We start from the raw sequence: 22207 nt of genomic DNA, 5'->3' as shown, positions 1-22207 counted from the left end.
GACACAATGGCAGAAATTACTTCAGCTAAAGCAATGGCTCGTACAGTGCGTGTTTCACCTCGTAAAACACGTCTTGTTCTTGATCTTATCCGTGGTAAGAACGTTGCTGATGCAATCGCAATCTTGAAATTCACTCCAAACAAAGCAGCACGCATTGTTGAGAAAACTCTTAACTCTGCTATCGCTAACGCAGAAAACAACTTTGGTTTGGAAAAAGCTAACTTGGTAGTATCTGAAACATTCGCAAACGAAGGACCAACAATGAAACGTTTCCGTCCACGTGCGAAAGGTTCAGCTTCACCAATCAACAAACGCACAACTCACGTAACAGTAGTTGTGTCAGAAAAATAAGGAGGTAAACTCGTGGGTCAAAAAGTACATCCAATTGGTATGCGTGTCGGGATCATCCGTGACTGGGATGCGAAATGGTATGCTGAAAAAGAATACGCAGATTACCTTCACGAAGATTTGGCAATCCGCAAATTCATTCAAAAAGAACTTGCAGACGCTTCAGTTTCAACTATTGAAATTGAACGTGCTGTAAACAAAGTTATTGTTTCACTTCACACTGCTAAACCAGGTATGGTTATCGGTAAAGGTGGATCAAACGTTGACGCTCTTCGCGCTCAACTTAACAAATTGACTGGAAAACAAGTACACATCAACATCGTTGAAATCAAGAAACCTGATTTGGACGCTCACCTTGTTGGTGAAACAATTGCTCGCCAACTTGAGCAACGTGTTGCTTTCCGTCGTGCACAAAAACAAGCTATCCAACGTGCAATGCGTGCTGGAGCTAAAGGAATCAAAACTCAAGTATCAGGTCGTTTGAACGGTGCAGATATCGCCCGTGCAGAAGGATACTCTGAAGGTACAGTTCCGCTTCACACACTTCGCGCTGATATCGATTACGCTTGGGAAGAAGCTGACACAACTTACGGTAAACTTGGTGTTAAAGTTTGGATCTACCGTGGAGAAGTTCTTCCAGCTCGTAAAAACACTAAAGGAGGCAAATAACAAATGTTAGTACCTAAACGTGTTAAACACCGTCGTGAATTCCGTGGAAAAATGCGCGGTGAGGCTAAAGGTGGTAAAGAAGTATCATTCGGTGAATACGGTCTTCAAGCTACAACTAGCCACTGGATCACAAACCGTCAAATCGAGGCTGCTCGTATTGCCATGACTCGTTACATGAAACGTGGTGGTAAGGTTTGGATCAAGATCTTCCCACACAAATCATACACTGCTAAAGCTATCGGTGTACGTATGGGTTCTGGTAAAGGGGCACCTGAAGGTTGGGTAGCACCAGTTAAACGTGGTAAAGTAATGTTCGAAATCGCAGGTGTTTCTGAAGAAGTTGCACGTGAAGCGCTTCGTCTTGCTAGCCATAAATTGCCAGTTAAATGTAAATTCGTGAAACGTGAAGCAGAATAAGGAGAAGACATGAAACTTGAAGAAATCAAAAAGTTTGTTGCTGAGCTTCGTGGCTTGTCTCAAGAAGAGCTTGCTAAAAAAGAAAACGAACTTAAGAAAGAACTTTTCGACCTTCGTTTCCAAGCTGCAGCAGGTCAACTTGATCAAACTGCCCGTTTGAACGAAGTGAAAAAACAAATTGCACGTGTTAAAACTGTGCAATCTGAAATCAAATAATAGATTGGGAAAGGAGCAATTCTAATAATGGAACGTAATCAACGTAAAACCCTTGTTGGACGCGTAGTATCTGACAAGATGGATAAAACAATCACAGTTGTAGTTGAAACTAAACGTAACCACCCAGTCTATGGTAAACGTATCAACTATTCTAAAAAATACAAAGCACATGATGAAAACAACGTTGCTAAAGAAGGCGATATCGTTCGTATCATGGAAACTCGCCCACTTTCAGCTACAAAACGCTTCCGTCTTGTAGAAGTTGTGGAAGAAGCTGTTATTATCTAATAAAACTAAAAGGAGACAATTGAAATGATTCAACAAGAAAGTCGCTTAAAAGTTGCTGATAATAGCGGTGCTCGTGAAATCTTGACTATCAAAGTTCTTGGTGGTTCAGGACGTAAATTCGCTAACATCGGCGACGTTATCGTTGCAACTGTAAAACAAGCTACACCAGGTGGAGCTGTTAAAAAAGGTGATGTTGTTAAAGCTGTTATCGTTCGTACAAAAACTGGTGCTCGCCGTCCAGACGGTTCATACATCAAGTTTGATGACAACGCTGCAGTAATCATCCGCGATGACAAAACTCCTCGTGGAACTCGTATCTTTGGCCCTGTTGCACGTGAATTGCGTGAAGGTGGATACATGCGTATCGTATCTTTGGCGCCAGAAGTACTTTAATCTGAATTAACACAAACTTAGTCCCCTGATATATTCAGGGTGCCCATTAGGGCGTAAGAAATAATAGGAGAAATACTCAAATGTTTGTAAAAAAAGGCGATAAAGTTCGCGTTATTGCTGGTAAAGACAAAGGAACTGAAGCAGTAGTTCTTAAAGCTCTTCCAAAAGTAAACAAAGTTGTTGTTGAAGGTGTTGCAATCATCAAAAAACACCAAAAACCATCAGCTGAAAACCCTCAAGGTGCTATCGTGGAAAAAGAAGCACCAATCCATGCTTCAAACGTTCAAGTTCTTGACAAGAACGGTGTAGCTGGACGTGTAGGTTACAAAGTTGTTGACGGCAAAAAAGTTCGTTACAACAAAAAATCAGGCGAAGTGCTTGACTAATCACGAAGGAAAGGAGAAAGTATTAAATGGCTAACCGTCTTAAAGAAAAATACACTAACGAAGTAATTCCAGCTTTGACTGAAAAATTTAACTATTCTTCAGTTATGGCTGTGCCAAAAGTTGATAAAATCGTTATCAACATGGGTGTTGGTGAAGCTGTAAACAACGCTAAAACTCTTGAAAAAGCTGCTGCTGAGTTGGCACTTATTTCAGGTCAAAAACCATTGATTACTAAAGCTAAGAAATCAATCGCTGGCTTCCGTCTTCGTGAAGGTGTAGCGATCGGTGCTAAAGTTACCCTTCGTGGTGAACGCATGTACGAATTCTTGGATAAATTGGTATCAGTATCACTTCCACGTGTTCGTGACTTCCATGGTGTTCCAACTAAATCATTTGATGGACGTGGTAACTACACACTTGGTGTTAAAGAACAACTTATCTTCCCAGAAATCAACTTCGACGATGTTGATAAAGTACGTGGTATGGATATCGTTATCGTAACTACTGCTAACACTGACGAAGAAGGTCGTGAATTGCTTAAAGGCCTTGGAATGCCTTTTGCAAAATAATCTAGGAGGTAAATAAATTGGCTAAAAAATCAATGATTGCTAAGAACAAACGCCCTGCGAAGTTCTCTACGCAAGCTTACACTCGTTGCGAACGTTGTGGACGTCCACACTCAGTTTATCGCAAATTTAAACTTTGCCGTGTTTGCTTCCGTGAATTGGCTTACAAAGGTCAAATTCCAGGTGTTACCAAAGCTTCTTGGTAAAAACATGGTACAATCAATTTAGTTTTACCTAATTTGATTGTATTAAACACAATCTGAGCCTAGCTCAATCATTAACTAGCAAGTGAATTATTCAAACTACTAGTAAGAGGAGAAAATATAAAATGGTTATGACTGACCCAATTGCAGATTTCTTGACACGTATTCGTAACGCTAACCAAGCTAAACACGAAGTACTTGAAGTACCTGCATCAAACATTAAAAAAGGTATCGCTGACATCCTTAAACGTGAAGGTTTCGTAAAAAACGTTGAAGTTATCGAAGATGACAAACAAGGTATCATCCGCGTATTCTTGAAATACGGACAAAACGGTGAACGTGTTATCACTAACTTGAAACGTATCTCAAAACCAGGTCTTCGTGTTTACTCTAAACGTGAAGATGTTCCTAAAGTTCTTAACGGACTTGGAATCGCGATCATCTCTACTTCAGAAGGTCTTTTGACTGACAAAGAAGCTCGTCAAAAGAACGTTGGTGGAGAAGTTATCGCTTACGTTTGGTAAGAAGCTGATACTAAGCACTTATCTCAAATGATTTGTGCGAGTTTCGTTGATTATATTCAATGAAACTCATCCCCGTGAAAACTAGTCACTTTGTGGCTTGATAATCTAACAGGAGAATTAAATACTATGTCACGTATTGGTAATAAAGTTATTACTTTGCCTGCTGGTGTTGAAGTAACAAACAACGATAACGTTGTTACTGTTAAAGGACCTAAAGGCGAACTCACTCGTGAGTTTAACAAAAACATTGAAATCAAAGTTGAAGGCAACGAAGTTACACTTCACCGTCCAAACGACTCAAAAGAAAACAAAACAATCCACGGTACTTCACGTGCAAACTTGAACAACATGGTTGTTGGTGTTTCTGAAGGTTTCAAAAAAGAACTTGAAATGCGCGGTGTCGGATATCGTGCGCAACTCCAAGGAACAAAACTTGTTCTTTCAGTTGGTAAATCTCACCAAGACGAAGTTGAAGCTCCAGAAGGTATTACTTTTGAAGTACCATCTGCAACTTCAATCGTTGTAAGTGGTATTAACAAAGAAGTTGTTGGTCAAACAGCTGCTTACATCCGTAGCCTTCGTTCACCAGAACCTTACAAAGGTAAAGGTATCCGTTACGTTGGTGAATACGTACGTCGTAAAGAAGGTAAAACTGGTAAATAATAGGATTTTATCCTTTTGGCAATTCTTTTTGGATTGTCTCTTTACCAAAAGCTCTCATGAGCAAGCATTATAATTAAGAGGTGAAAATTGTGATTTCGAAACCAGATAAAAACAAACTCCGCCAAAAACGCCACCGTCGCGTTCGCGGAAAACTCTCTGGAACTGCTGATCGCCCACGTTTGAACATTTTCCGTTCTAATACAGGCATCTACGCTCAAGTTATTGATGACGTAGCGGGTGTAACGCTCGCAAGTGCATCAACTCTTGATAAAGAAGTTTCTAAAGGAACTAAAACAGAACAAGCCGTTGTTGTCGGTAAACTTGTTGCTGAACGCGCAGTAGCTAAAGGTATTTCTGAAGTGGTGTTTGACCGCGGTGGATATCTCTATCACGGACGTGTTAAAGCTTTGGCTGACTCAGCTCGTGAAAACGGATTGAAATTCTAATAGGGAGGACACTTAATAATGGCATTTAAAGATAATGCAGTAGAACTTGAAGAACGCGTAGTTGCTATCAACCGTGTTACTAAAGTTGTAAAAGGTGGACGCAACATGCGTTTTGCTGCTCTTGTTGTTGTTGGTGACCGTAATGGTCGCGTAGGATTTGGTACTGGTAAATCTCAAGAGGTTCCAGAAGCTATCCGTAAAGCAGTTGAAGCAGCTAAGAAAAACCTTATCGAAGTTCCTATGGTTGGTACAACTATTCCTCACGAAGTTCGTTCAGAATTTGGTGGAGCGAAAGTATTGTTGAAACCAGCTGTTGAAGGGGCTGGGGTTGCCGCTGGTGGTGCAGTTCGTGCCGTCATCGAATTGGCGGGTGTTGCTGATGTAACATCTAAATCACTCGGTTCAAACACTCCAATCAACATCGTTCGTGCGACTGTTGAAGGATTGAAACAACTTAAACGTGCTGAAGAAGTTGCGGCTCTTCGTGGCATCTCAGTATCTGACTTGGCATAAGAAAGGAGATAACAATGGCTCAAATTAAAATTACTTTGACTAAGTCTCCAATCGGACGCAAACCAGAACAACGTAAAACAGTTGTTGCTCTTGGACTTGGTAAATTGAATAGCTCAGTTGTTAAAGAAGACAACGCTGCTATCCGTGGTATGGTCAACGCAGTATCTCACTTGGTAACTGTGGAAGACGTTAAATAAAAATTGATTTAAGTCGTGAGGGTTCCCTTGCGACTTAAACTGAATTTCATGTATAGGCGAGTTTCTAATTGAGCTACCTTACTTGGTTAGAGGCGCTAGCATTTTACAAAAAGAGGAGAAAATAATAATGAAACTTCATGAATTGAAACCTGCTGAAGGTTCTCGTAAAGTCCGTAACCGTGTAGGTCGTGGTACTTCATCTGGTAACGGTAAAACTTCAGGCCGTGGTCAAAAAGGTCAAAAAGCTCGTAGCGGTGGTGGCGTACGTCCAGGATTTGAAGGTGGACAAACTCCATTGTTCCGTCGTCTTCCAAAACGTGGATTCACTAACATCAACGCTAAAGAATACGCACTTGTAAACCTTGATCAATTGAACGTCTTTGAAGATGGTACAGAAGTAACTCCAGCAGTTCTTAAAGAAGCTGGAATCGTTCGTGCTGAAAAATCAGGCGTTAAAGTTCTTGGTAACGGCGAATTGACTAAGAAATTGACTGTTAAAGCAGCTAAATTCTCAAAATCTGCTGAAGCAGCTATCACTGCTAAAGGTGGTTCAATCGAAGTCATCTAATGAGGGGTAACTCATTATGTTCTTTAAACTATTAAAAGACGCATTGAAAGTCAAAAACGTTCGTAATAAGATTTTATTTACAATCTTCATTATTTTCGTTTTTCGTGTAGGGACTCATGTAACAGTTCCTGGTATCAATGCGGAAAGTTTGAAACAATTAAGTGATTTACCTTTCTTGAACATGCTTAACTTGGTGTCTGGTAATGCCATGAATAACTTCTCTATCTTCTCGATGGGGGTTAGTCCTTACATTACAGCATCAATCATTGTCCAACTTTTGCAGATGGATATTTATCCAAAATTTGTAGAGTGGGGCAAACAAGGGGAAGTTGGTCGTCGTAAATTGAACCAAGCGACTCGCTACATCACTCTTGTTTTAGCCTTTGTTCAATCGATTGGTATTACAGCAAGTTTTAATACTCTCTCATCAATTTCATTGGTTAAAACACCAAATGTTTCAACCTACCTATTGATTGGGACAATTCTAACTGCTGGTAGCATAATTGTGACATGGCTTGGTGAACAAATCACAGATAAAGGTTTTGGTAATGGTGTGTCAATGATTATCTTTTCAGGGATCATTGCTTCTATTCCAAAAATGTTCTCAACAATTTACGAGGATTTCTTTGTCAACGTTCGTTCAGGAGAATTGACTCGTTCATATATCATAGTTGCTTTGCTAATTGTGGTAGGTTTGGCGATTGTCTTCTTTACGACATTTGTTCAACAGGCAGAATATCAAATTCCAATTCAATATACTAAATTGGTTCAAGGAGCTCCAACGAGTTCTTACCTTCCATTGAAAGTTAATCCAGCTGGTGTTATTCCCGTTATCTTTGCTAGCTCGATTACAACAATTCCTAGTACTATTCTTCCATTCTTCTCGAAGGTTACATGGTTATCACACTTACAAGGACTACTCTCGTATAATACACCTAGTGGAATGATTACTTACGCGATATTGATTATCTTGTTCTCATTCTTCTACACATTTGTCCAAGTAAATCCTGAAAAAACTGCTGAAAATCTTCAAAAGAATGGGTCTTACATTCCTAGTGTTCGTCCAGGTCGTGAGACTGAAAAGTACATGTCTTCATTGCTTAAGAGATTGGCAACAATCGGGGCTGTATTTCTCGCGTTTATTTCATTGGCTCCAATTGCGGCTCAACAATTTATGCACCTTACAAGCTCAATCGCGCTTGGTGGTACATCTCTCTTGATCTTGATTTCAACTGGTATCGAAGGTATGAAACAACTCGAAGGTTACCTATTGAAACGTCAGTACGTTGGATTTATGAATCTTGAAGACTAAGTCTTCTCATGAACAATTGAGAGGGAAAGAAAGGTTACTTTCTGTCCCTTCTCTTTTGTTTTTTGATAACTCTACCAATGTTTTTAAACTTTGATAGAGTTATTTGAAAACAAAAATAAGGAGTTCGTAAGATGAATCTTTTAATTATGGGTCTACCAGGTGCTGGTAAAGGGACTCAAGCTGCAAAAATTGTTGAAGAATTTGGTGTAGCTCACATCTCAACTGGTGATATGTTCCGTGCTGCTATGGCTAACCAAACTGAAATGGGTGTTTTGGCCAAATCATTCATCGATAAAGGTGAATTGGTACCAGATGAAGTAACAAACGGAATCGTTAAAGAGCGTTTGGCTCAAGACGACATTAAGGAAAAAGGATTCCTTTTGGATGGTTTTCCTCGCACAATCGAACAAGCTCATGCCTTGGATCAAATCTTGGTTGATCTTGGTTTGGAGCTTGATGGAGTAATCAATATCGAAGTGGATCCATCTTGCCTTCTTGAACGCTTGAGTGGTCGTATTATTCACCGCGAAACAGGTGAAACTTACCATAAAGTATTCAACCCACCAGCTGACTACAAGGAAGAAGACTATTACCAACGTGAAGATGACAAACCAGAAACAGTGAAACGCCGCTTGGATGTGAATATTGCTCAAGGTGAGCCAATTATTGCACATTACCGTGAGCTTGGTCTTGTATCTGATATTCAAGGTAACCAAGATATCGACGATGTATTCGCTGATGTTAAAAAAGCGATTGCAGCAATTAAATAATTATATAATCTTACTTGCGTATCAGACTTAAGCATGTTATAATACTTTAGTCTGACTTATAATTGTTACCTCTGTGCTCAGAGGAAATCAAATCGAAATTTTAGGGGGTACTTTTGCGTGGCAAAAGAAGACGTGATTGAAATTGAAGGTAAAGTTGTAGAAACTATGCCTAATGCTATGTTTACTGTTGAATTGGAAAATGGACACCAAATTTTGGCGACAGTTTCTGGTAAAATCCGTAAAAACTACATTCGTATTTTGGTCGGTGACCGTGTGACTGTTGAAATGAGTCCTTATGATTTGACACGTGGACGCATCACATACCGCTTTAAATAATCGAAATAATTGGAGGGATTGAAACATGAAGGTAAGACCATCGGTTAAACCAATTTGCGAATACTGTAAAGTTATTCGTCGTAACGGTCGTGTTATGGTAATTTGTCCAACAAATCCAAAACACAAACAACGTCAAGGATAATATAGAAAGGAGAAATCATGGCTCGTATTGCTGGAGTTGACATTCCAAACGATAAACGTGTAGTAATTTCACTTACTTACGTATACGGTATCGGACTTGCAACATCTAAGAAAATCTTGGCTGCTGCAGGTGTTTCTGAAGACATCCGCGTTAAAGATTTGACAAACGATCAAGAAGACGCTATCCGTCGCGAAGTGGATGCAATCAAAGTTGAAGGTGACCTTCGTCGTGAAGTTAACCTTAACATCAAACGTTTGATGGAAATCGGTTCATACCGTGGTATCCGTCACCGTCGTGGACTTCCTGTCCGTGGACAAAACACTAAAAACAATGCCCGCACTCGTAAAGGTAAAGCTGTTGCGATTGCAGGTAAGAAAAAATAATTAAAATAAAATAGGAGGTAAAAACATTGGCTAAACCAACACGTAAACGTCGTGTGAAAAAGAATATCGAATCTGGTATTGCTCACATTCACGCTACTTTCAATAACACTATTGTTATGATTACAGATGTGCATGGTAACGCTGTAGCATGGTCATCAGCTGGTGCTCTTGGTTTCAAAGGTTCTCGTAAATCTACACCATTTGCTGCACAAATGGCTTCAGAAGCTGCTGCTAAATCTGCACAAGAACATGGTCTTAAAACAGTTGAAGTAACTGTTAAAGGTCCTGGTTCAGGTCGTGAGTCTGCTATCCGTGCTCTTGCTGCTGCAGGTCTTGAAGTAACAGCAATCCGTGATGTAACACCTGTACCACATAATGGTTGTCGTCCTCCAAAACGTCGTCGTGTGTAATCTTTAATAACAATAGTACACAAGGTTCGTTTCGAGGGAGTATAATAAATGATTGAGTTTGAAAAACCAATAATAACAAAAATTGATGAAAATAAAGATTACGGCAAATTTGTCATCGAACCACTAGAACGTGGTTATGGTACAACTTTGGGTAACTCTCTTCGTCGTGTACTTTTGTCATCACTTCCAGGTGCTGCCGTAACATCAATTAAGATTGATGGAGTACTCCACGAATTTGATACCGTACCAGGCGTCCGTGAAGACGTGATGCAAATCATCCTTAATATTAAAGGACTTGCTGTAAAATCTTACGTCGAAGACGAAAAAACAATTGAACTTGATGTTCAAGGTCCAGCTGAAGTTACTGCTGGAGATATCTTGACTGATAGCGACATTGAAATTGTTAACCCTGATCATTATCTTTTCACTATCGCTGAAGGAGCTTCTTTGAAAGCGACTATGACAGTAGCTACAAACCGTGGTTATGTTCCAGCAGATGAAAACAAGAAAGATGATGCACCAGTGGGAACATTGGCTGTAGATTCAATCTACACACCAGTGAAAAAAGTCAATTATCAAGTTGAACCTGCCCGTGTAGGTAGCAACGATGGTTTTGATAAATTGACAATCGAAATCATGACAAACGGAACAATCATCCCTGAAGATGCCCTCGGTCTCTCGGCTCGCGTTTTGATTGAACACTTGAACTTGTTTACTGACCTTACTGATGTTGCTAAAGCTACTGATGTAATGAAAGAAACTGAAAAAGTGAACGATGAAAAGGTGCTTGACCGTACCATCGAAGAACTTGATTTGTCTGTACGCTCATATAACTGTTTGAAACGTGCCGGTATTAATACCGTTCATGATTTGACAGAAAAAACTGAGCCTGAAATGATGAAAGTCCGTAACCTAGGTCGTAAATCTCTTGAAGAAGTCAAAGTTAAGTTGGCTGATCTTGGACTTGGACTCAAAAACGATAAATAATAATATAGGAGGATAACATGGCTTACCGTAAACTTGGACGCACAAGCTCACAACGTAAAGCGGTTCTTCGTGATTTGACTACAGATCTTATCATTAACGAAGCAATCGTTACAACTGAAGCACGTGCTAAAGAAATCCGTAAAACAGTTGAAAAAATGATCACTCTTGGTAAACGTGGTGATTTGCACGCACGTCGTCAAGCAGCTGCATTTGTACGTAACGAAATTGCATCTGAAAGCTATGATGAAGCAACTGATAAATATACATCAACAACTGCTCTTCAAAAACTTTTCTCAGAAATCGCACCTCGTTATGCTGAACGTAACGGTGGATACACTCGTATCCTTAAAACAGAACCACGTCGTGGCGATGCTGCCCCAATGGCAATCATCGAACTTGTTTAATTTTTATCAATTTTGTTGAGTGTTATGATGATGGAATAGCTTAGCTTTTCTTAGTCTAGCTCTGGTCTACCGCTGGGCAAAAGCCTAGCGGGAACACTCATCATAAAAATGGGAATAAATAAGCATGTAACGCTTGTTTACGAAAGGTAATACTGTTATTTTTCGTAAGCAGGCGTTTTTTTGGGCTATAAATCGTCTGAATATTTTGATATAATGGAATAAGCTTATTTCAAAAAGGGGGACATTATTTTGACAACAGCCAAGGAACTGCTTAAGCAAAGGTACTATGAGCCAATTAAGGAGCAACCTGAATTATTTGTGGGGATTGAGTTGGAATACCCTGTCGTTAATTTGAGTGGTAATGCGACAGATGTCTCTCTTACAAAACAGTTACTAGTCTATCTCATGGATAATTTTGATTTTCAAGCTGATAAGTATGATTCTGATAACAATCCTATTCAGCTTATTGATAAAGCTTCTGGAGATATGATTCTTTTTGAGGTCTCTTACAATACGATTGAGTTTGCTTTTGCAAAGGCTGAAAGAATCTCTGAGGTAGAGGAACGTTTGGATACTTACCTCGGTATAATCCAACCTTATCTTCAGAATCATAATCATGAGTTGCAAGGTTGGGGAGTGAATCCAAACTGGGAAAAAAATGACAACAGACCTGTTAAATCTCCTCGTTATGAGATGCTTATGGATTTTCTCGAGCTATCTAAAGCAAAGAAGGATCCTTTCTTTCATGATTATCCAGAATATGGTTCTTTCATCTGTGGGAGTCAGGTACAGTTAGATGTTTCAAAAACGTCCTATTTAAGGGTTTTAAATGCTTTTAATCAAATAGAGGGACCCAAGGCAGTATTATTGGCAAACTCTGAATTTTGGGGTTCTGATTGGGATTTAGCGCTTTCTCGTGATGTTTTCTGGGAGAATTCCATGCATGGTGTGTTTGAGGAAAATGCAGGGGTATTTCCCAAGGTGTTTAAGAGCGAAGATGACTATTTTTCTTACTTGTCTGAGACAGCCATTTTTACTGCTAAGCGTGGTGATGAAACCTACTATTTTGAACCAATACGTGCTAAAGACTATCTAAGTACGTCATCTGTCAAAGCACACTCTATTCATGGCGAAGTAGTCACTATTGAGCCAAGTGAGGAAGATTTTAAGACTCACCGTTCTTATCAATTCCAAGATTTAACGACGCGAGGGACGATTGAGTTTCGCAGTGTTTGTACTCAACCTTTCTCATCAACCTTTGCACCAGCAGCCTTTCACCTTGGTCTTTTAGTCAATTTGGAAAAGCTGGAAAATATTTTGAATGACTCACCTTTTTTTGAAGCATTTGACTATGATTTTCCTAGAATTCGTCGTTTATTTTCGAAAAAAGATATTTCTGCTACAGGCCTCAAAATGATTTTACCTTTGACAGAATCGTTATTGGCTTGTGCTGAGGATGGCTTAAAATCGCGTGGTTTTGGAGAAGAAGTTTACTTAGCTCCCCTTAGAGAGAAATTAGATAAACTGAATAAGAGTTTAGCTTAACATTTGATAAAAGATATAATAGATAACTTTTGCTAAAAAATTTAAAAAAAGGCAAAAAAGTATTGACGTCAGTAAACAATAAATGGTATTATATAGTAGTTGTTTCGAAAGAGACAAGAGAAAGTTATAAAAAACTTTCAAAAAAACTATTGACACGAGTTGTCAATCTTGATATAATAACTAATGTTGTTAGCGGAAATGGCGGAATTGGCAGACGCGCAGGACTAAGGATCCTGTGACCGCTTTAGGTCGTGAGGGTTCAAGTCCCTCTTTCCGCAGAGTAACCAGTCAGATGACTGGTTTTTTTGTATTAAAAAATCAAAACGCTTACAAATTGTAGAAAAGCTAGTTTTTTGAGTCTAATTGTGATAGAATAAACTTGTAAACGGGTTCAAACCCAAAAAAATATAGGAGGCCTTTATAATGGCAATCGTTTCAGCAGAAAAATTTGTCCAAGCAGCTCGTGATAATGGTTACGCAGTTGGTGGATTTAACACAAACAACCTTGAGTGGACTCAAGCTATCTTGCGTGCAGCAGAAGCTAAACAAGCTCCAGTACTTATCCAAACTTCTATGGGTGCAGCTAAGTACATGGGTGGTTACAAATTGTGTAAAGTTCTTATCGAAGAATTGGTTGAATCAATGGGTATCACTGTACCAGTTGCTATTCACCTTGACCACGGTCACTACGATGATGCTTTGGAATGTATCCGTGTAGGTTACACTTCAGTTATGTTTGACGGTTCACACCTTCCAGTTGAAGAAAACCTTGAAAAAGCAGCTAAAGTTGTTGAATTTGCACACGCTAACGGTGTATCAGTTGAAGCTGAAGTTGGTACAATCGGTGGTGAAGAAGATGGTATCATCGGTGATGGTGAATTGGCACCAATCGAAGATGCTAAAGCTATGGTTGCAACTGGTATCGACTTCCTTGCAGCAGGTATCGGTAACATCCACGGTCCTTACCCAGAAAACTGGAGCGGACTTCACCTTGACCACTTGCAAAAATTGACAGAAGCTGTTCCTAACTTCCCAATCGTATTGCACGGTGGATCAGGTATTCCTGATGATCAAATCCAAGAAGCTATCAAACTTGGTGTTGCTAAAGTTAACGTTAACACTGAATGTCAAATCGCATTTGCTAACGCAACACGTAAATTTGTTGCTGAATACGAAGCAAATGAAGCAGAATACGACAAGAAGAAACTCTTCGACCCACGTAAATTCTTGAAACCAGGTTTCGAAGCTATTACAGAAGCTGTTGAAGAACGTATCGACGTATTCGGTTCAGCAAACAAAGCTTAATTAGACTATATAAGCTTGAAAATAAAGGGTTTGTCCAATGTGGGCAAGCCTTTTTCTTATGTTTTGCCCCCGATTTCTAAATTTCAGTTCGTTTTGATTATAGAAGTAGCGCAAACAAAGCTTAATTAGCTTATTAAAACAAGGTCCTTTCTGGGTCTTGTTTTTTTGTACCAAAATAAATAGTTAGTATCTGCCAATTAATCTATGATTGAGAGTAAACAAATTTTAAAGAGTGGATATGGCTTTGGTTGATAGATTCTATTTCCTAACTTTTTAAGATATGCTATAATATGAATATGTTTGATAATTATATTGTACCTGTATTTTTTGGTGGTGGAGCTCTTGCTCTACTAGGTTTAGTGTTATTTGGTTGGGCCTTGCCTTCATTTTTGAAGGGTAAGTGGTCTTATTTGATTTCTTTGCTAGGTTTAGGTTTGGTTGCTTTTGCCTATTTTGATGCGGCGATTGTTATCACTTATAAAATTTGGCTTGGATTGCTAGGTGTTATCATGATTGGTTGGGGACTTCCTTTCAACAATCGCAAGGGACGCCGTGCGATGACTATTTTCTGGGCTGTCATGGCAATCGTTGTAGGTATTGCTGCTATTGCATTCACTATTGCTTATGGTGTTATTAACCGCCACTAACATGAATCTGTAAAACATGCTATAATAATGGCATGTTTTATTTTATGACCCTATCATTTATTATCATGCCTGCCTTGGGCTGCTTCTTAATAGGCTTGGCTTTTGCTAAACCAGATCGTTGGGACTTTTCTTGGATTTTATCCTTAATTGGTTTGGTGGCCTTTATTTCTTCTTTTTGGCATATAGCACGCGTAGATTTATGGTTTATGCTAAGTTATAGTGTTGGTCCTTTTTTGATGGGATTTGGTTTCTCCTGGGATCTAAGTAAGAAACGCCGTAGGCAGTTATTATTATTAGGGGCATTTTTCCTTATCTTTTTTGTGATTCTGTACTATCTTATTGTGCGAATCCTGAATACAGCTGTTGTCTAAAGGGGGGCTGTTGTGATGTTGCTAGATTTAGAAGAGAAGACACGTGTGCTTGTAGAAGATATTGTTGAACGTTCCGCTATTGGGCGAGGAGCTATCTTTGTTTTGGGGTTATCTTCCAGTGAGGTTGCTGGTGGGACTATCGGAAAAGCCTCTAGCCGTGAAATTGGTCAACGAATTGTGAAAACTATTCTTGAGGTTTTGGAAGCTAAAGGGATTTACTTGGCTGTTCAGGGCTGTGAACATTTGAATCGTGCTTTGGTTGTTGAGCGTGAGCTTGCCATGGCTAAAGATTTGGAAATTGTGAATGTTCTTCCAACCTTGCACGCTGGGGGAAGTGGTCAGCTGGCTGCTTTCGACTATATGAAGGATCCTGTTGAGGTGGAGGAAATTGTCGCTCAGGCTGGTATTGATATTGGGGATACATCTATTGGTATGCATGTGAAGAGGGTCCAAGTTCCTCTTCGTCCTATTACTCCAGAATTAGGTGGTGCTCATGTGACTGCTTTGGCGAGTCGTCCTAAATTAATTGGTGGAGCTCGTGCAGAGTATCTAGCAGATCCTATCCGTAAAAACTAAAAAGTATCGGACAAGAATGTCCGATACTTTTTCTGTTAGCTGGGCTTTTCGTTTTAATGATGGCGCTTGGCATAATCAACAAATTTGAATTTTTCAAGTTTGTGGCGACTTTCCGTAAATTGGAACTGTTTTCCATTGTTTAAATAAACTTTTGAACGGACACAGACAACGTGCTGGTCCTTACCTAGGTCGATAAGAATCTTATCCTGATCGGTAGCATTATCGATAGTGATTTCTTTAAAGGCGTGGGAAATGCTAAGGTTGAGCAGATTCTCAATGTAGTCGTAAATAGAGTATTCAGCAATGCTACGGTTTAGTTGAGGAACAAGGCTTGCATCTAGGTAATCAATATCTATAACAGAGGCACAGCTATCAACGACTCTTTGACGAACAACACGCCAAACCTGTCGGCTATTAGAAAAACCAGTTCTTTCTGAGAGTTTTGAATCAACAATGATTTTATCCAGAGAAATAACGTTGGTTTGCGAATTAAGGCCTTGTTGTTCTATTAGCTCCTGGTAACTAGTGAGGTCAGACACAGGAAAGTTGATTTGTTCCTGGTTAATAACCTGAGAGCCAGAGCCATGAATCTTTTTGACCAATCCTTCTTCAACGAGTAAGGTTAATGCTTTTCGTATAGTGTCTCGACTAACCTGGTAAGATTGAACCAGTTCTTGCTCGGTGGGGAGAAAGTCTCCCACTTGATACTTTTGCTCATGGATAGCTTTTTCTAAATCCTTATAAATAATCTGATATTTTTTCATCTTTCTCCTCATTTGTAGGTAAAAAAACATACAACCGATGTTTTTTTACAAAAATATGTTAAAAAAACACCAGAACACTTACAGACAAATTTGCAATCGTTTACAATCAGTTTATCAAGTCAATCAGATATTGTCAAAAAAGAAAAGGAGATTCAAATGGGTAAATTTGAACAAGAAGCCAAAGATCTGCTTGCTGCAATCGGTGGTAAAGAAAATGTGACTGCTGTTACTCACTGTGCGACGCGTATGCGTTTCGTTCTTGGTGATGACAAGAAGGCAGATGTGAAAACAATCGAAGCCATTCTTGCTGTTAAGGGGACTTTCACCAATGCAGGTCAATTTCAAGTTATCATTGGTAATGATGTACCAATCTTTTATAACGATTTCACTGCCGTATCAGGGATTGAAGGTGTTTCTAAAGAAGCTGCTAAATCAGCTGCTAAGAGCAACCAAAATCCAGTTCAGCGTGTTATGACAACCTTAGCGGAGATCTTTACGCCTATTATTCCAGCTTTGATTGTTGGGGGGCTTCTTCTTGGTCTGCAAAATGTCTTGGGTAGTATCCAATTCAGTAATCTAGGTGGTAAAACAATTGTTGAGGTCTCGAAATTCTGGGAAGGTGTTAATGAAATTGTTTCAGTCATCAGTGGTGCTATCTTTGGTTTCTTGCCAGTAGGTATCACATGGTCTGTCTCTCGTAAGATGGGGACAAGTCAAATTCTTGGTATTGTACTTGGGATTTGCTTGGTTCATCCTAGCTTGCTTAGTGCCTATGAATATGCGGCTCACAAGGCTGCAGGAGATATTCCACACTTTATCCTTGGTTTTGAAAAAGTTGGTTACCAAGGACAAGTTATTCCTGCCCTCTTGGCTGGTTTAACACTTGCTTACCTTGAAATTTTCTGGCGTAAATACATTCCAGAAGTTATCTCAATGATTTTTGTACCACTCTTGTCATTGGTTCCAGCAGTTATCCTTTCTTACGCTGTTCTTGGTCCAATTGGTTGGTGGCTTGGAGGCCTTATCTCAGGTGTGGTATTGGCCGGTTTGACTGGTCCTGTTAAATGGCTCTTCGGTGCAATCTTTGGTGCCATCTATGCACCATTTGTTATCACTGGTCTTCACCATATGACTAATGCGATTGACCTTGAGTTGGTGCGTACTGCTGGTGGTACTGGTTTATGGCCAATGATTGCTCTCTCTAACATTGCACAGGGTTCAGCAGTATTTGCTTACTACTTTATTAAACGTCACGATGAACGTGAAGCACAAATTTCACTTCCGGCAACTATTTCAGCTTATCTTGGTGTTACTGAACCAGCACTTTTTGGTGTTAACGTTAAGTATGTCTATCCATTAGTAGCAGGTATGTCTGCGTCTGCCTTGTCAGGCTTGCTTTCAGCGGTTTTTGGAGTTCAAGCAAACTCTATTGGTATCGGTGGTCTTCCAGCAATCCTCTCAATTAAACCTCAATATTGGGCAATCTTTGCGATTATCATGATTGTCGATATTGTAGTTGCTATGGTATTGACATTCCTCTTCCACAAAACTGGATTTTTAACGAAAACAGAGGAAGATGGGCACGCACAAGAAGCTCTTAAAGAAGCTTCAGAAGGTTTGGTACAACCAACGGTTCTTGTTGAATCAGCAGAGGTTGTTAGTCCACTTGCTGGCCAAGTTAAACCACTTAGCCAAGCCACAGACCCAGTCTTTTCATCAGGTGTAATGGGACAAGGTGTTGTCATCGAACCAAGTCAAGGCGAATTGGTTTCACCAGTGAATGGTACAGTGACAGTACTCTTCCCAACTAAGCACGCCGTAGGTATCGTTTCTGAAGAAGGTGTTGAAATGCTAATGCACATCGGTATGGATACGGTTAGTCTTGATGGGCAAGGTTTTGAAGCTCATGTTGTCCAAGGTGATAAAGTTGTTGTTGGTCAGCAATTGATTAGCTTTGATATGGATGTTATCAAAGAAGCTGGTCTAGTGACAGAAACACCTGTCATCGTGACCAATCAAGATGATTTCCAAGCAGATGTAGAAGGGGATCTTCCACGTGATATCAAACGTGGCGATGTTCTCATGATTGCTCATCGAACAAAATAAGTGAAGGGTGTGGAGACGTTACGGTCCGCCCTTTGATAAAAAAGAGGTTAAACAAATGGCATTAGATAAAACAAAGGTTGTTTACCAAATTTATCCAAAATCATATAAGGATACAACAGGGAATGGGATCGGTGATTTCAAAGGCATCATCGAAAAGATTCCTTATCTAGCAGAGTTGGGCGTGGATATGGTTTGGCTCAATCCTTTCTATCCAAGCCCACAACGTGACAATGGCTACGATATTTCAGACTACACAGCTGTCAACCCTGTCTTTGGGGATATGGCTGACTTTGAAGAAATGGTACGTGTCGGGAAAGAGCACAAGATTGACTTCATGCTAGACATGGTGCTTAACCATTGCTCAACGGAGCATGAGTGGTTCCAAAAAGCATTGGCTGGGGATAAGTATTACCAAGATTTCTTCTTCATTCAGGACCAACCAACCGATTGGTTATCTAAATTTGGTGGTTCTGCCTGGGCTCCTTTTGGAGATACAGGGAAATACTATCTTCACCTCTTTGATGAAACACAGGCAGACCTCAATTGGCGTAATCCCAATGTCCGTAAGGAGTTGTTTAAGGTGGTCAACTTCTGGCGGGACAAGGGCGTCAAAGGCTTCCGTTTCGATGTGATTAATTTGATTGGGAAAGATGAAGTCTTGGTGGATTGCCCTGAAAATGAAGGGAAACCAGCTTATACAGATAAACCTATTGTCCATGACTATCTTCACATGATGAATGAAGCGACTTTTGGCGCTGACGATAGTTTTATGACAGTTGGAGAGATGTCATCGACAACGATTGATAACTGTGTTCTCTATTCAGCACCGGAGCGCCACGAGTTGTCTATGGCCTTTAACTTCCATCATCTTAAAGTCGACTATGAAGATGGTCAAAAATGGACCATTACTCCATTTGATTTTGAAGAGCTCAAACGTCTCTATCATACTTGGGGCAAGGAAATGAGTGAACGTGGTGGTTGGAGTGCCCTTTTCTGGAATAACCATGACCAACCTCGTGCCTTGAATCGCTTTGTAGATATCAAGAACTTCCGTAATGAAGGAGCGACCATGCTAGCAGCTAGCATTCACTTGTCACGTGGAACTCCGTATATCTACATGGGCGAAGAGATTGGCATGATTGATCCAGACTATGATTCGATGGCAGATTATGTGGATGTCGAATCCATCAATGCCTACCAGATGCTTTTGGATCAAGGCAAGTCACCGGAGCAAGCCTTTAAGATTATCCAAGCCAAATCACGCGATAATTCTCGTACACCAATGCAATGGGATGCTTCTGAAAATGCAGGTTTTTCAACAGGCACTCCATGGTTGAAAGCTGGTAAATCTTACAAAGACATCAACGTTGAAAATGAAATCGACGGACCAATCTTTAAATTCTATAAAGAATTGATTCGCTTGCGTAAAGAAATGCCAATTATTTCAGAAGGCAGCTATCAGCCAGCACTTGAAGATAGTCAAGAAGTCTACGCCTTTGAGCGTCATTTAGACGGTCAAAAACTCTTGGTACTCAATAATTTCTATGGAAGCGAAGCTGAAGTGGAGATTCCAGCAGAATACCAGTCAGGGTGCGTGCTCTTGTCAAACTATGACGATGCAGAGCTTGCTGAAAAGGTAAGTTTTAAGCCTTATCAAACCCTAGCAATCTTAGTAAAATAAGCCAAACTTTCCTCAGTAAATGCTTTTGCTGGGGAATTTTGTTATAATGAAAGCACTTTTAATGTTGATGGAGGAAGTGTAATGACACGCTTACAAGATGATTTTTACCATGCGATTAATGGTGAGTGGGAAAAAACAGCAGTGATTCCCGATGATAAGCCACGTACAGGTGGTTTCTCAGATTTAGCAGATGAAATTGAAGACCTTATGCTTGAAACGACGGATCAGTGGTTGGCAGGAGAGAATATTCCAGACAATGCTATTCTACAAAACTTCATTAAGTTTCACCGTATGGCTGCGGACTTTGACAAACGTGAGGCATTGGGTATCGAGCCTGTTAAACCTTGGATTGAAGAATACAAGAAGCTTTCCTCATTCTCAGAATTTGCTTCGAAAATTGCTGAGTACGAGATGTCTGGTAAACCTAATGCGTTCCCATTCGGTGTATCTCCAGACTTTATGAATGCTCAATTAAATGTCCTCTGGGCAGCAGCGCCAAGTATTATTTTACCTGATACAACCTATTACACTGAGGATAATGAGAAGGGCAAGGAGCTTTTAGGAATTTGGCGTGAAATGGAAGAAGAACTCCTTGAGAAATATGGCTTTACAGCTGAAGAAATCAAAGATATCTTGGACAAGGTTATCGCCCTTGATGCTAAGTTGGCTAAGTATGTCCTTTCGAGTGAAGAATCTTCCGAGTATGTGGAACTCTACCACCCATATGATTGGGAAGACTTTACCAAGCTAGCACCGGAACTCCCACTTGATAACATCTTCACAGAAATCTTGGGACAAGTTCCTGATAAAGTTATCGTTCCTGAAGAGCGCTTCTGGACAGAATTTGCGGCAGAATATTATTCAGAAGATAATTGGGAGCTACTTAAGGCGAGCCTACTTATCGATGCTACGACAATTTGGAATGCCTATTTGACAGACGAACTTCGTGTTCTATTTGGAAAATATGGTCGTGCGCTTTCAGGAACACCACAAGCCTGGGACAAGAAAAAAGGAGCCTACTATTTGGCACAAGGACCTTACAATCAGGCTCTTGGACTTTGGTATGCAGGTGAAAAATTCTCTCCAGAAGCAAAAGCAGATGTTGAAGCGAAGGTGGCAACTATGATTGATGTTTATAAATCACGCCTTCAAACAGCAGATTGGTTGGCTCCTGAGACACGTGAAAAGGCTATTACGAAACTCAATGTCATCACACCTCATATCGGTTATCCAGAAAAACTACCTGAGACATATGATAAGAAGATTATTGATGAGAACTTGTCACTTGTTGAGAATGCACAGAAGTTAGTCGAAATTTCAGTTGCACATAGTTGGAGCAAGTGGAATCAACCTGTTGATCGTAGTGAGTGGCATATGCCTGCCCACATGGTTAATGCTTACTATGATCCACAGCAGAACCAAATTGTTTTCCCAGCAGCTATCCTTCAAGCACCTTTCTATGACCTTCACCAATCGTCATCAGCCAACTACGGTGGTATTGGTGCTGTCATTGCTCACGAGATTTCCCATGCCTTTGATACAAACGGAGCTTCCTTTGATGAGAATGGTAGTCTTAAGAACTGGTGGACTGAAGAAGACTATGCAGCCTTTAAGGAACGTACTGACAAGATTGTGGATCAGTTTGAGGGCTTGGACTCTTATGGTGCCAAGGTCAATGGTAAATTGACTGTTTCTGAGAATGTTGCTGACCTCGGTGGTGTAGCCTGTGCCTTAGAGGCCGCTAAACGAGATAAGGATTTTTCAGTTCGTGAGTTCTTTGTTAATTTTGCGACAATCTGGCGTATGAAAGCACGTGAAGAATACATGCAAATGTTAGCTAGCGTGGATGTGCATGCTCCAGCTAAATGGCGCACCAATGTTATCGTGAGCAACTTCGACGAATTCCACAAGGAATTTGATGTCAAAGAAGGCGATGGCATGTGGCGTGCCCCAGAAGATCGTGTGATTATTTGGTAATAATGATGAAATCTGTCCAAAAATGGATGGATTTCTTTATTTTTGTCGTTGTAAGGGTTTACATAACGACTAGAAAACGCTATAATATACTTGT

At 40.1% G+C, this 22207-nt stretch carries 32 protein-coding genes and 1 tRNA gene; 32 read left to right on the top strand and 1 reads right to left on the bottom strand.

Annotated features, from left to right (window positions below):
• Nucleotides 1–6: 6 nt before the first annotated feature.
• From rplV to A6J31_RS08790, 29 genes are all read left to right on the top strand, one after another.
• A complete protein-coding gene (gene rplV / locus A6J31_RS08930; protein WP_002887063.1) occupies nucleotides 7–351 on the top strand; it encodes a 50S ribosomal protein L22 in 345 nt (114 codons plus the stop codon).
• Between the two features lie 12 nt (nucleotides 352–363).
• Nucleotides 364–1017, top strand: a complete 654-nt coding sequence (rpsC, locus tag A6J31_RS08925; RefSeq protein ID WP_002885727.1) for a 30S ribosomal protein S3 — start codon at nucleotides 364–366, stop codon at nucleotides 1015–1017.
• Nucleotides 1018–1020: 3 nt separating this feature from the next.
• Complete coding sequence (gene rplP, locus A6J31_RS08920; RefSeq protein WP_000960950.1) at nucleotides 1021–1434, top strand: 50S ribosomal protein L16; 414 nt, start codon at nucleotides 1021–1023, stop codon at nucleotides 1432–1434.
• Between the two features lie 9 nt (nucleotides 1435–1443).
• Nucleotides 1444–1650: a 50S ribosomal protein L29 gene (rpmC, locus tag A6J31_RS08915; protein WP_002885754.1), complete on the top strand. Its 207-nt coding sequence runs from the start codon at nucleotides 1444–1446 to the stop codon at nucleotides 1648–1650.
• Nucleotides 1651–1677: 27 nt separating this feature from the next.
• On the top strand, nucleotides 1678–1938 hold the full coding sequence (gene rpsQ, locus A6J31_RS08910) for a 30S ribosomal protein S17 (protein ID WP_002885836.1): 261 nt from the start codon (nucleotides 1678–1680) through the stop codon (nucleotides 1936–1938).
• Between the two features lie 24 nt (nucleotides 1939–1962).
• Nucleotides 1963–2331 (top strand): 50S ribosomal protein L14, encoded by a 369-nt coding sequence (rplN, locus tag A6J31_RS08905; protein WP_002885711.1) that lies wholly within the window; start codon nucleotides 1963–1965, stop codon nucleotides 2329–2331.
• Nucleotides 2332–2411: 80 nt separating this feature from the next.
• Nucleotides 2412–2717, top strand: a complete 306-nt coding sequence (rplX, locus tag A6J31_RS08900; RefSeq protein ID WP_002885874.1) for a 50S ribosomal protein L24 — start codon at nucleotides 2412–2414, stop codon at nucleotides 2715–2717.
• 26 nt (nucleotides 2718–2743) lie between these two features.
• Entirely contained in the window at nucleotides 2744–3286 is a 543-nt protein-coding gene (rplE, locus tag A6J31_RS08895) for a 50S ribosomal protein L5 (protein ID WP_002887058.1), read from the top strand.
• Between the two features lie 17 nt (nucleotides 3287–3303).
• Nucleotides 3304–3489, top strand: a complete 186-nt coding sequence (locus A6J31_RS08890; protein WP_001085699.1) for a type Z 30S ribosomal protein S14 — start codon at nucleotides 3304–3306, stop codon at nucleotides 3487–3489.
• A 122-nt stretch (nucleotides 3490–3611) separates the two neighbouring features.
• Entirely contained in the window at nucleotides 3612–4010 is a 399-nt protein-coding gene (gene rpsH / locus A6J31_RS08885; RefSeq protein ID WP_002887509.1) for a 30S ribosomal protein S8, read from the top strand.
• Nucleotides 4011–4136: 126 nt separating this feature from the next.
• On the top strand, nucleotides 4137–4673 hold the full coding sequence (gene rplF, locus A6J31_RS08880) for a 50S ribosomal protein L6 (protein ID WP_002887056.1): 537 nt from the start codon (nucleotides 4137–4139) through the stop codon (nucleotides 4671–4673).
• A gap of 89 nt (nucleotides 4674–4762) precedes the next feature.
• The gene (gene rplR / locus A6J31_RS08875; protein ID WP_002885810.1) at nucleotides 4763–5119 is read left to right on the top strand and encodes a 50S ribosomal protein L18; all 357 of its coding nucleotides are present in this window, start codon (nucleotides 4763–4765) and stop codon (nucleotides 5117–5119) included.
• Between the two features lie 18 nt (nucleotides 5120–5137).
• A complete protein-coding gene (rpsE, locus tag A6J31_RS08870) occupies nucleotides 5138–5632 on the top strand; it encodes a 30S ribosomal protein S5 (RefSeq protein ID WP_002885626.1) in 495 nt (164 codons plus the stop codon).
• 14 nt (nucleotides 5633–5646) lie between these two features.
• Nucleotides 5647–5829, top strand: coding sequence for a 50S ribosomal protein L30 (gene rpmD, locus A6J31_RS08865; protein WP_002885773.1), 183 nt, complete (start codon nucleotides 5647–5649; stop codon nucleotides 5827–5829).
• Between the two features lie 127 nt (nucleotides 5830–5956).
• Nucleotides 5957–6397: a 50S ribosomal protein L15 gene (gene rplO, locus A6J31_RS08860; protein ID WP_002885849.1), complete on the top strand. Its 441-nt coding sequence runs from the start codon at nucleotides 5957–5959 to the stop codon at nucleotides 6395–6397.
• Nucleotides 6398–6413: 16 nt separating this feature from the next.
• Complete coding sequence (gene secY / locus A6J31_RS08855; protein WP_002892081.1) at nucleotides 6414–7709, top strand: preprotein translocase subunit SecY; 1296 nt, start codon at nucleotides 6414–6416, stop codon at nucleotides 7707–7709.
• A 131-nt stretch (nucleotides 7710–7840) separates the two neighbouring features.
• Nucleotides 7841–8479, top strand: coding sequence for an adenylate kinase (locus A6J31_RS08850; RefSeq protein ID WP_021144709.1), 639 nt, complete (start codon nucleotides 7841–7843; stop codon nucleotides 8477–8479).
• 117 nt (nucleotides 8480–8596) lie between these two features.
• Nucleotides 8597–8815 (top strand): translation initiation factor IF-1, encoded by a 219-nt coding sequence (gene infA / locus A6J31_RS08845; RefSeq protein WP_001040189.1) that lies wholly within the window; start codon nucleotides 8597–8599, stop codon nucleotides 8813–8815.
• A gap of 25 nt (nucleotides 8816–8840) precedes the next feature.
• A complete protein-coding gene (rpmJ, locus tag A6J31_RS08840) occupies nucleotides 8841–8957 on the top strand; it encodes a 50S ribosomal protein L36 (RefSeq protein ID WP_000868345.1) in 117 nt (38 codons plus the stop codon).
• Nucleotides 8958–8974: 17 nt separating this feature from the next.
• Nucleotides 8975–9340, top strand: a complete 366-nt coding sequence (gene rpsM / locus A6J31_RS08835; protein ID WP_002885820.1) for a 30S ribosomal protein S13 — start codon at nucleotides 8975–8977, stop codon at nucleotides 9338–9340.
• A 26-nt stretch (nucleotides 9341–9366) separates the two neighbouring features.
• Nucleotides 9367–9750 carry a 30S ribosomal protein S11 gene (gene rpsK / locus A6J31_RS08830; RefSeq protein ID WP_002885718.1) on the top strand — a complete coding sequence of 128 codons (384 nt, stop codon included), beginning with the start codon at nucleotides 9367–9369 and terminating at the stop codon, nucleotides 9748–9750.
• Between the two features lie 48 nt (nucleotides 9751–9798).
• On the top strand, nucleotides 9799–10737 hold the full coding sequence (locus A6J31_RS08825) for a DNA-directed RNA polymerase subunit alpha (protein WP_002887046.1): 939 nt from the start codon (nucleotides 9799–9801) through the stop codon (nucleotides 10735–10737).
• Between the two features lie 17 nt (nucleotides 10738–10754).
• Complete coding sequence (rplQ, locus tag A6J31_RS08820) at nucleotides 10755–11141, top strand: 50S ribosomal protein L17 (RefSeq protein WP_002885709.1); 387 nt, start codon at nucleotides 10755–10757, stop codon at nucleotides 11139–11141.
• Nucleotides 11142–11390: 249 nt separating this feature from the next.
• Entirely contained in the window at nucleotides 11391–12686 is a 1296-nt protein-coding gene (locus A6J31_RS08815; protein ID WP_080611003.1) for a gamma-glutamylcysteine synthetase, read from the top strand.
• Nucleotides 12687–12878: 192 nt separating this feature from the next.
• Nucleotides 12879–12964 (top strand) — tRNA-Leu (locus A6J31_RS08810).
• Between the two features lie 145 nt (nucleotides 12965–13109).
• Entirely contained in the window at nucleotides 13110–13991 is an 882-nt protein-coding gene (locus A6J31_RS08805; protein ID WP_080611001.1) for a class II fructose-bisphosphate aldolase, read from the top strand.
• 290 nt (nucleotides 13992–14281) lie between these two features.
• Nucleotides 14282–14638, top strand: a complete 357-nt coding sequence (locus A6J31_RS08800) for a hypothetical protein (RefSeq protein WP_002892073.1) — start codon at nucleotides 14282–14284, stop codon at nucleotides 14636–14638.
• Between the two features lie 32 nt (nucleotides 14639–14670).
• Complete coding sequence (locus A6J31_RS08795; RefSeq protein ID WP_080610999.1) at nucleotides 14671–15009, top strand: hypothetical protein; 339 nt, start codon at nucleotides 14671–14673, stop codon at nucleotides 15007–15009.
• A 15-nt stretch (nucleotides 15010–15024) separates the two neighbouring features.
• A complete protein-coding gene (locus A6J31_RS08790) occupies nucleotides 15025–15585 on the top strand; it encodes a TIGR01440 family protein (protein WP_014635136.1) in 561 nt (186 codons plus the stop codon).
• Between the two features lie 53 nt (nucleotides 15586–15638).
• Here the strand turns inward: A6J31_RS08790 and treR are convergent, their stop codons facing one another.
• Complete coding sequence (gene treR, locus A6J31_RS08785) at nucleotides 15639–16349, bottom strand: trehalose operon repressor (RefSeq protein ID WP_080610997.1); 711 nt, start codon at nucleotides 16347–16349, stop codon at nucleotides 15639–15641.
• 156 nt (nucleotides 16350–16505) lie between these two features.
• Here treR and treP point away from each other — a divergent pair, with 156 nt between their 5' ends.
• From treP to A6J31_RS08770, 3 genes are all read left to right on the top strand, one after another.
• Nucleotides 16506–18455, top strand: a complete 1950-nt coding sequence (gene treP / locus A6J31_RS08780) for a PTS system trehalose-specific EIIBC component (protein ID WP_080610995.1) — start codon at nucleotides 16506–16508, stop codon at nucleotides 18453–18455.
• Between the two features lie 55 nt (nucleotides 18456–18510).
• Complete coding sequence (treC, locus tag A6J31_RS08775; RefSeq protein WP_080610993.1) at nucleotides 18511–20136, top strand: alpha,alpha-phosphotrehalase; 1626 nt, start codon at nucleotides 18511–18513, stop codon at nucleotides 20134–20136.
• A gap of 81 nt (nucleotides 20137–20217) precedes the next feature.
• A complete protein-coding gene (locus A6J31_RS08770) occupies nucleotides 20218–22113 on the top strand; it encodes a M13 family metallopeptidase (RefSeq protein ID WP_080610991.1) in 1896 nt (631 codons plus the stop codon).
• Nucleotides 22114–22207: the final 94 nt, after the last annotated feature.

Origin of the sequence: Streptococcus sp. FDAARGOS_192, from assembly GCF_002073815.2 — a bacterium.
Lineage (GTDB): Bacteria > Bacillota > Bacilli > Lactobacillales > Streptococcaceae > Streptococcus > Streptococcus salivarius_H.
This window is presented reverse-complemented; position numbering and strand designations above follow the sequence as displayed.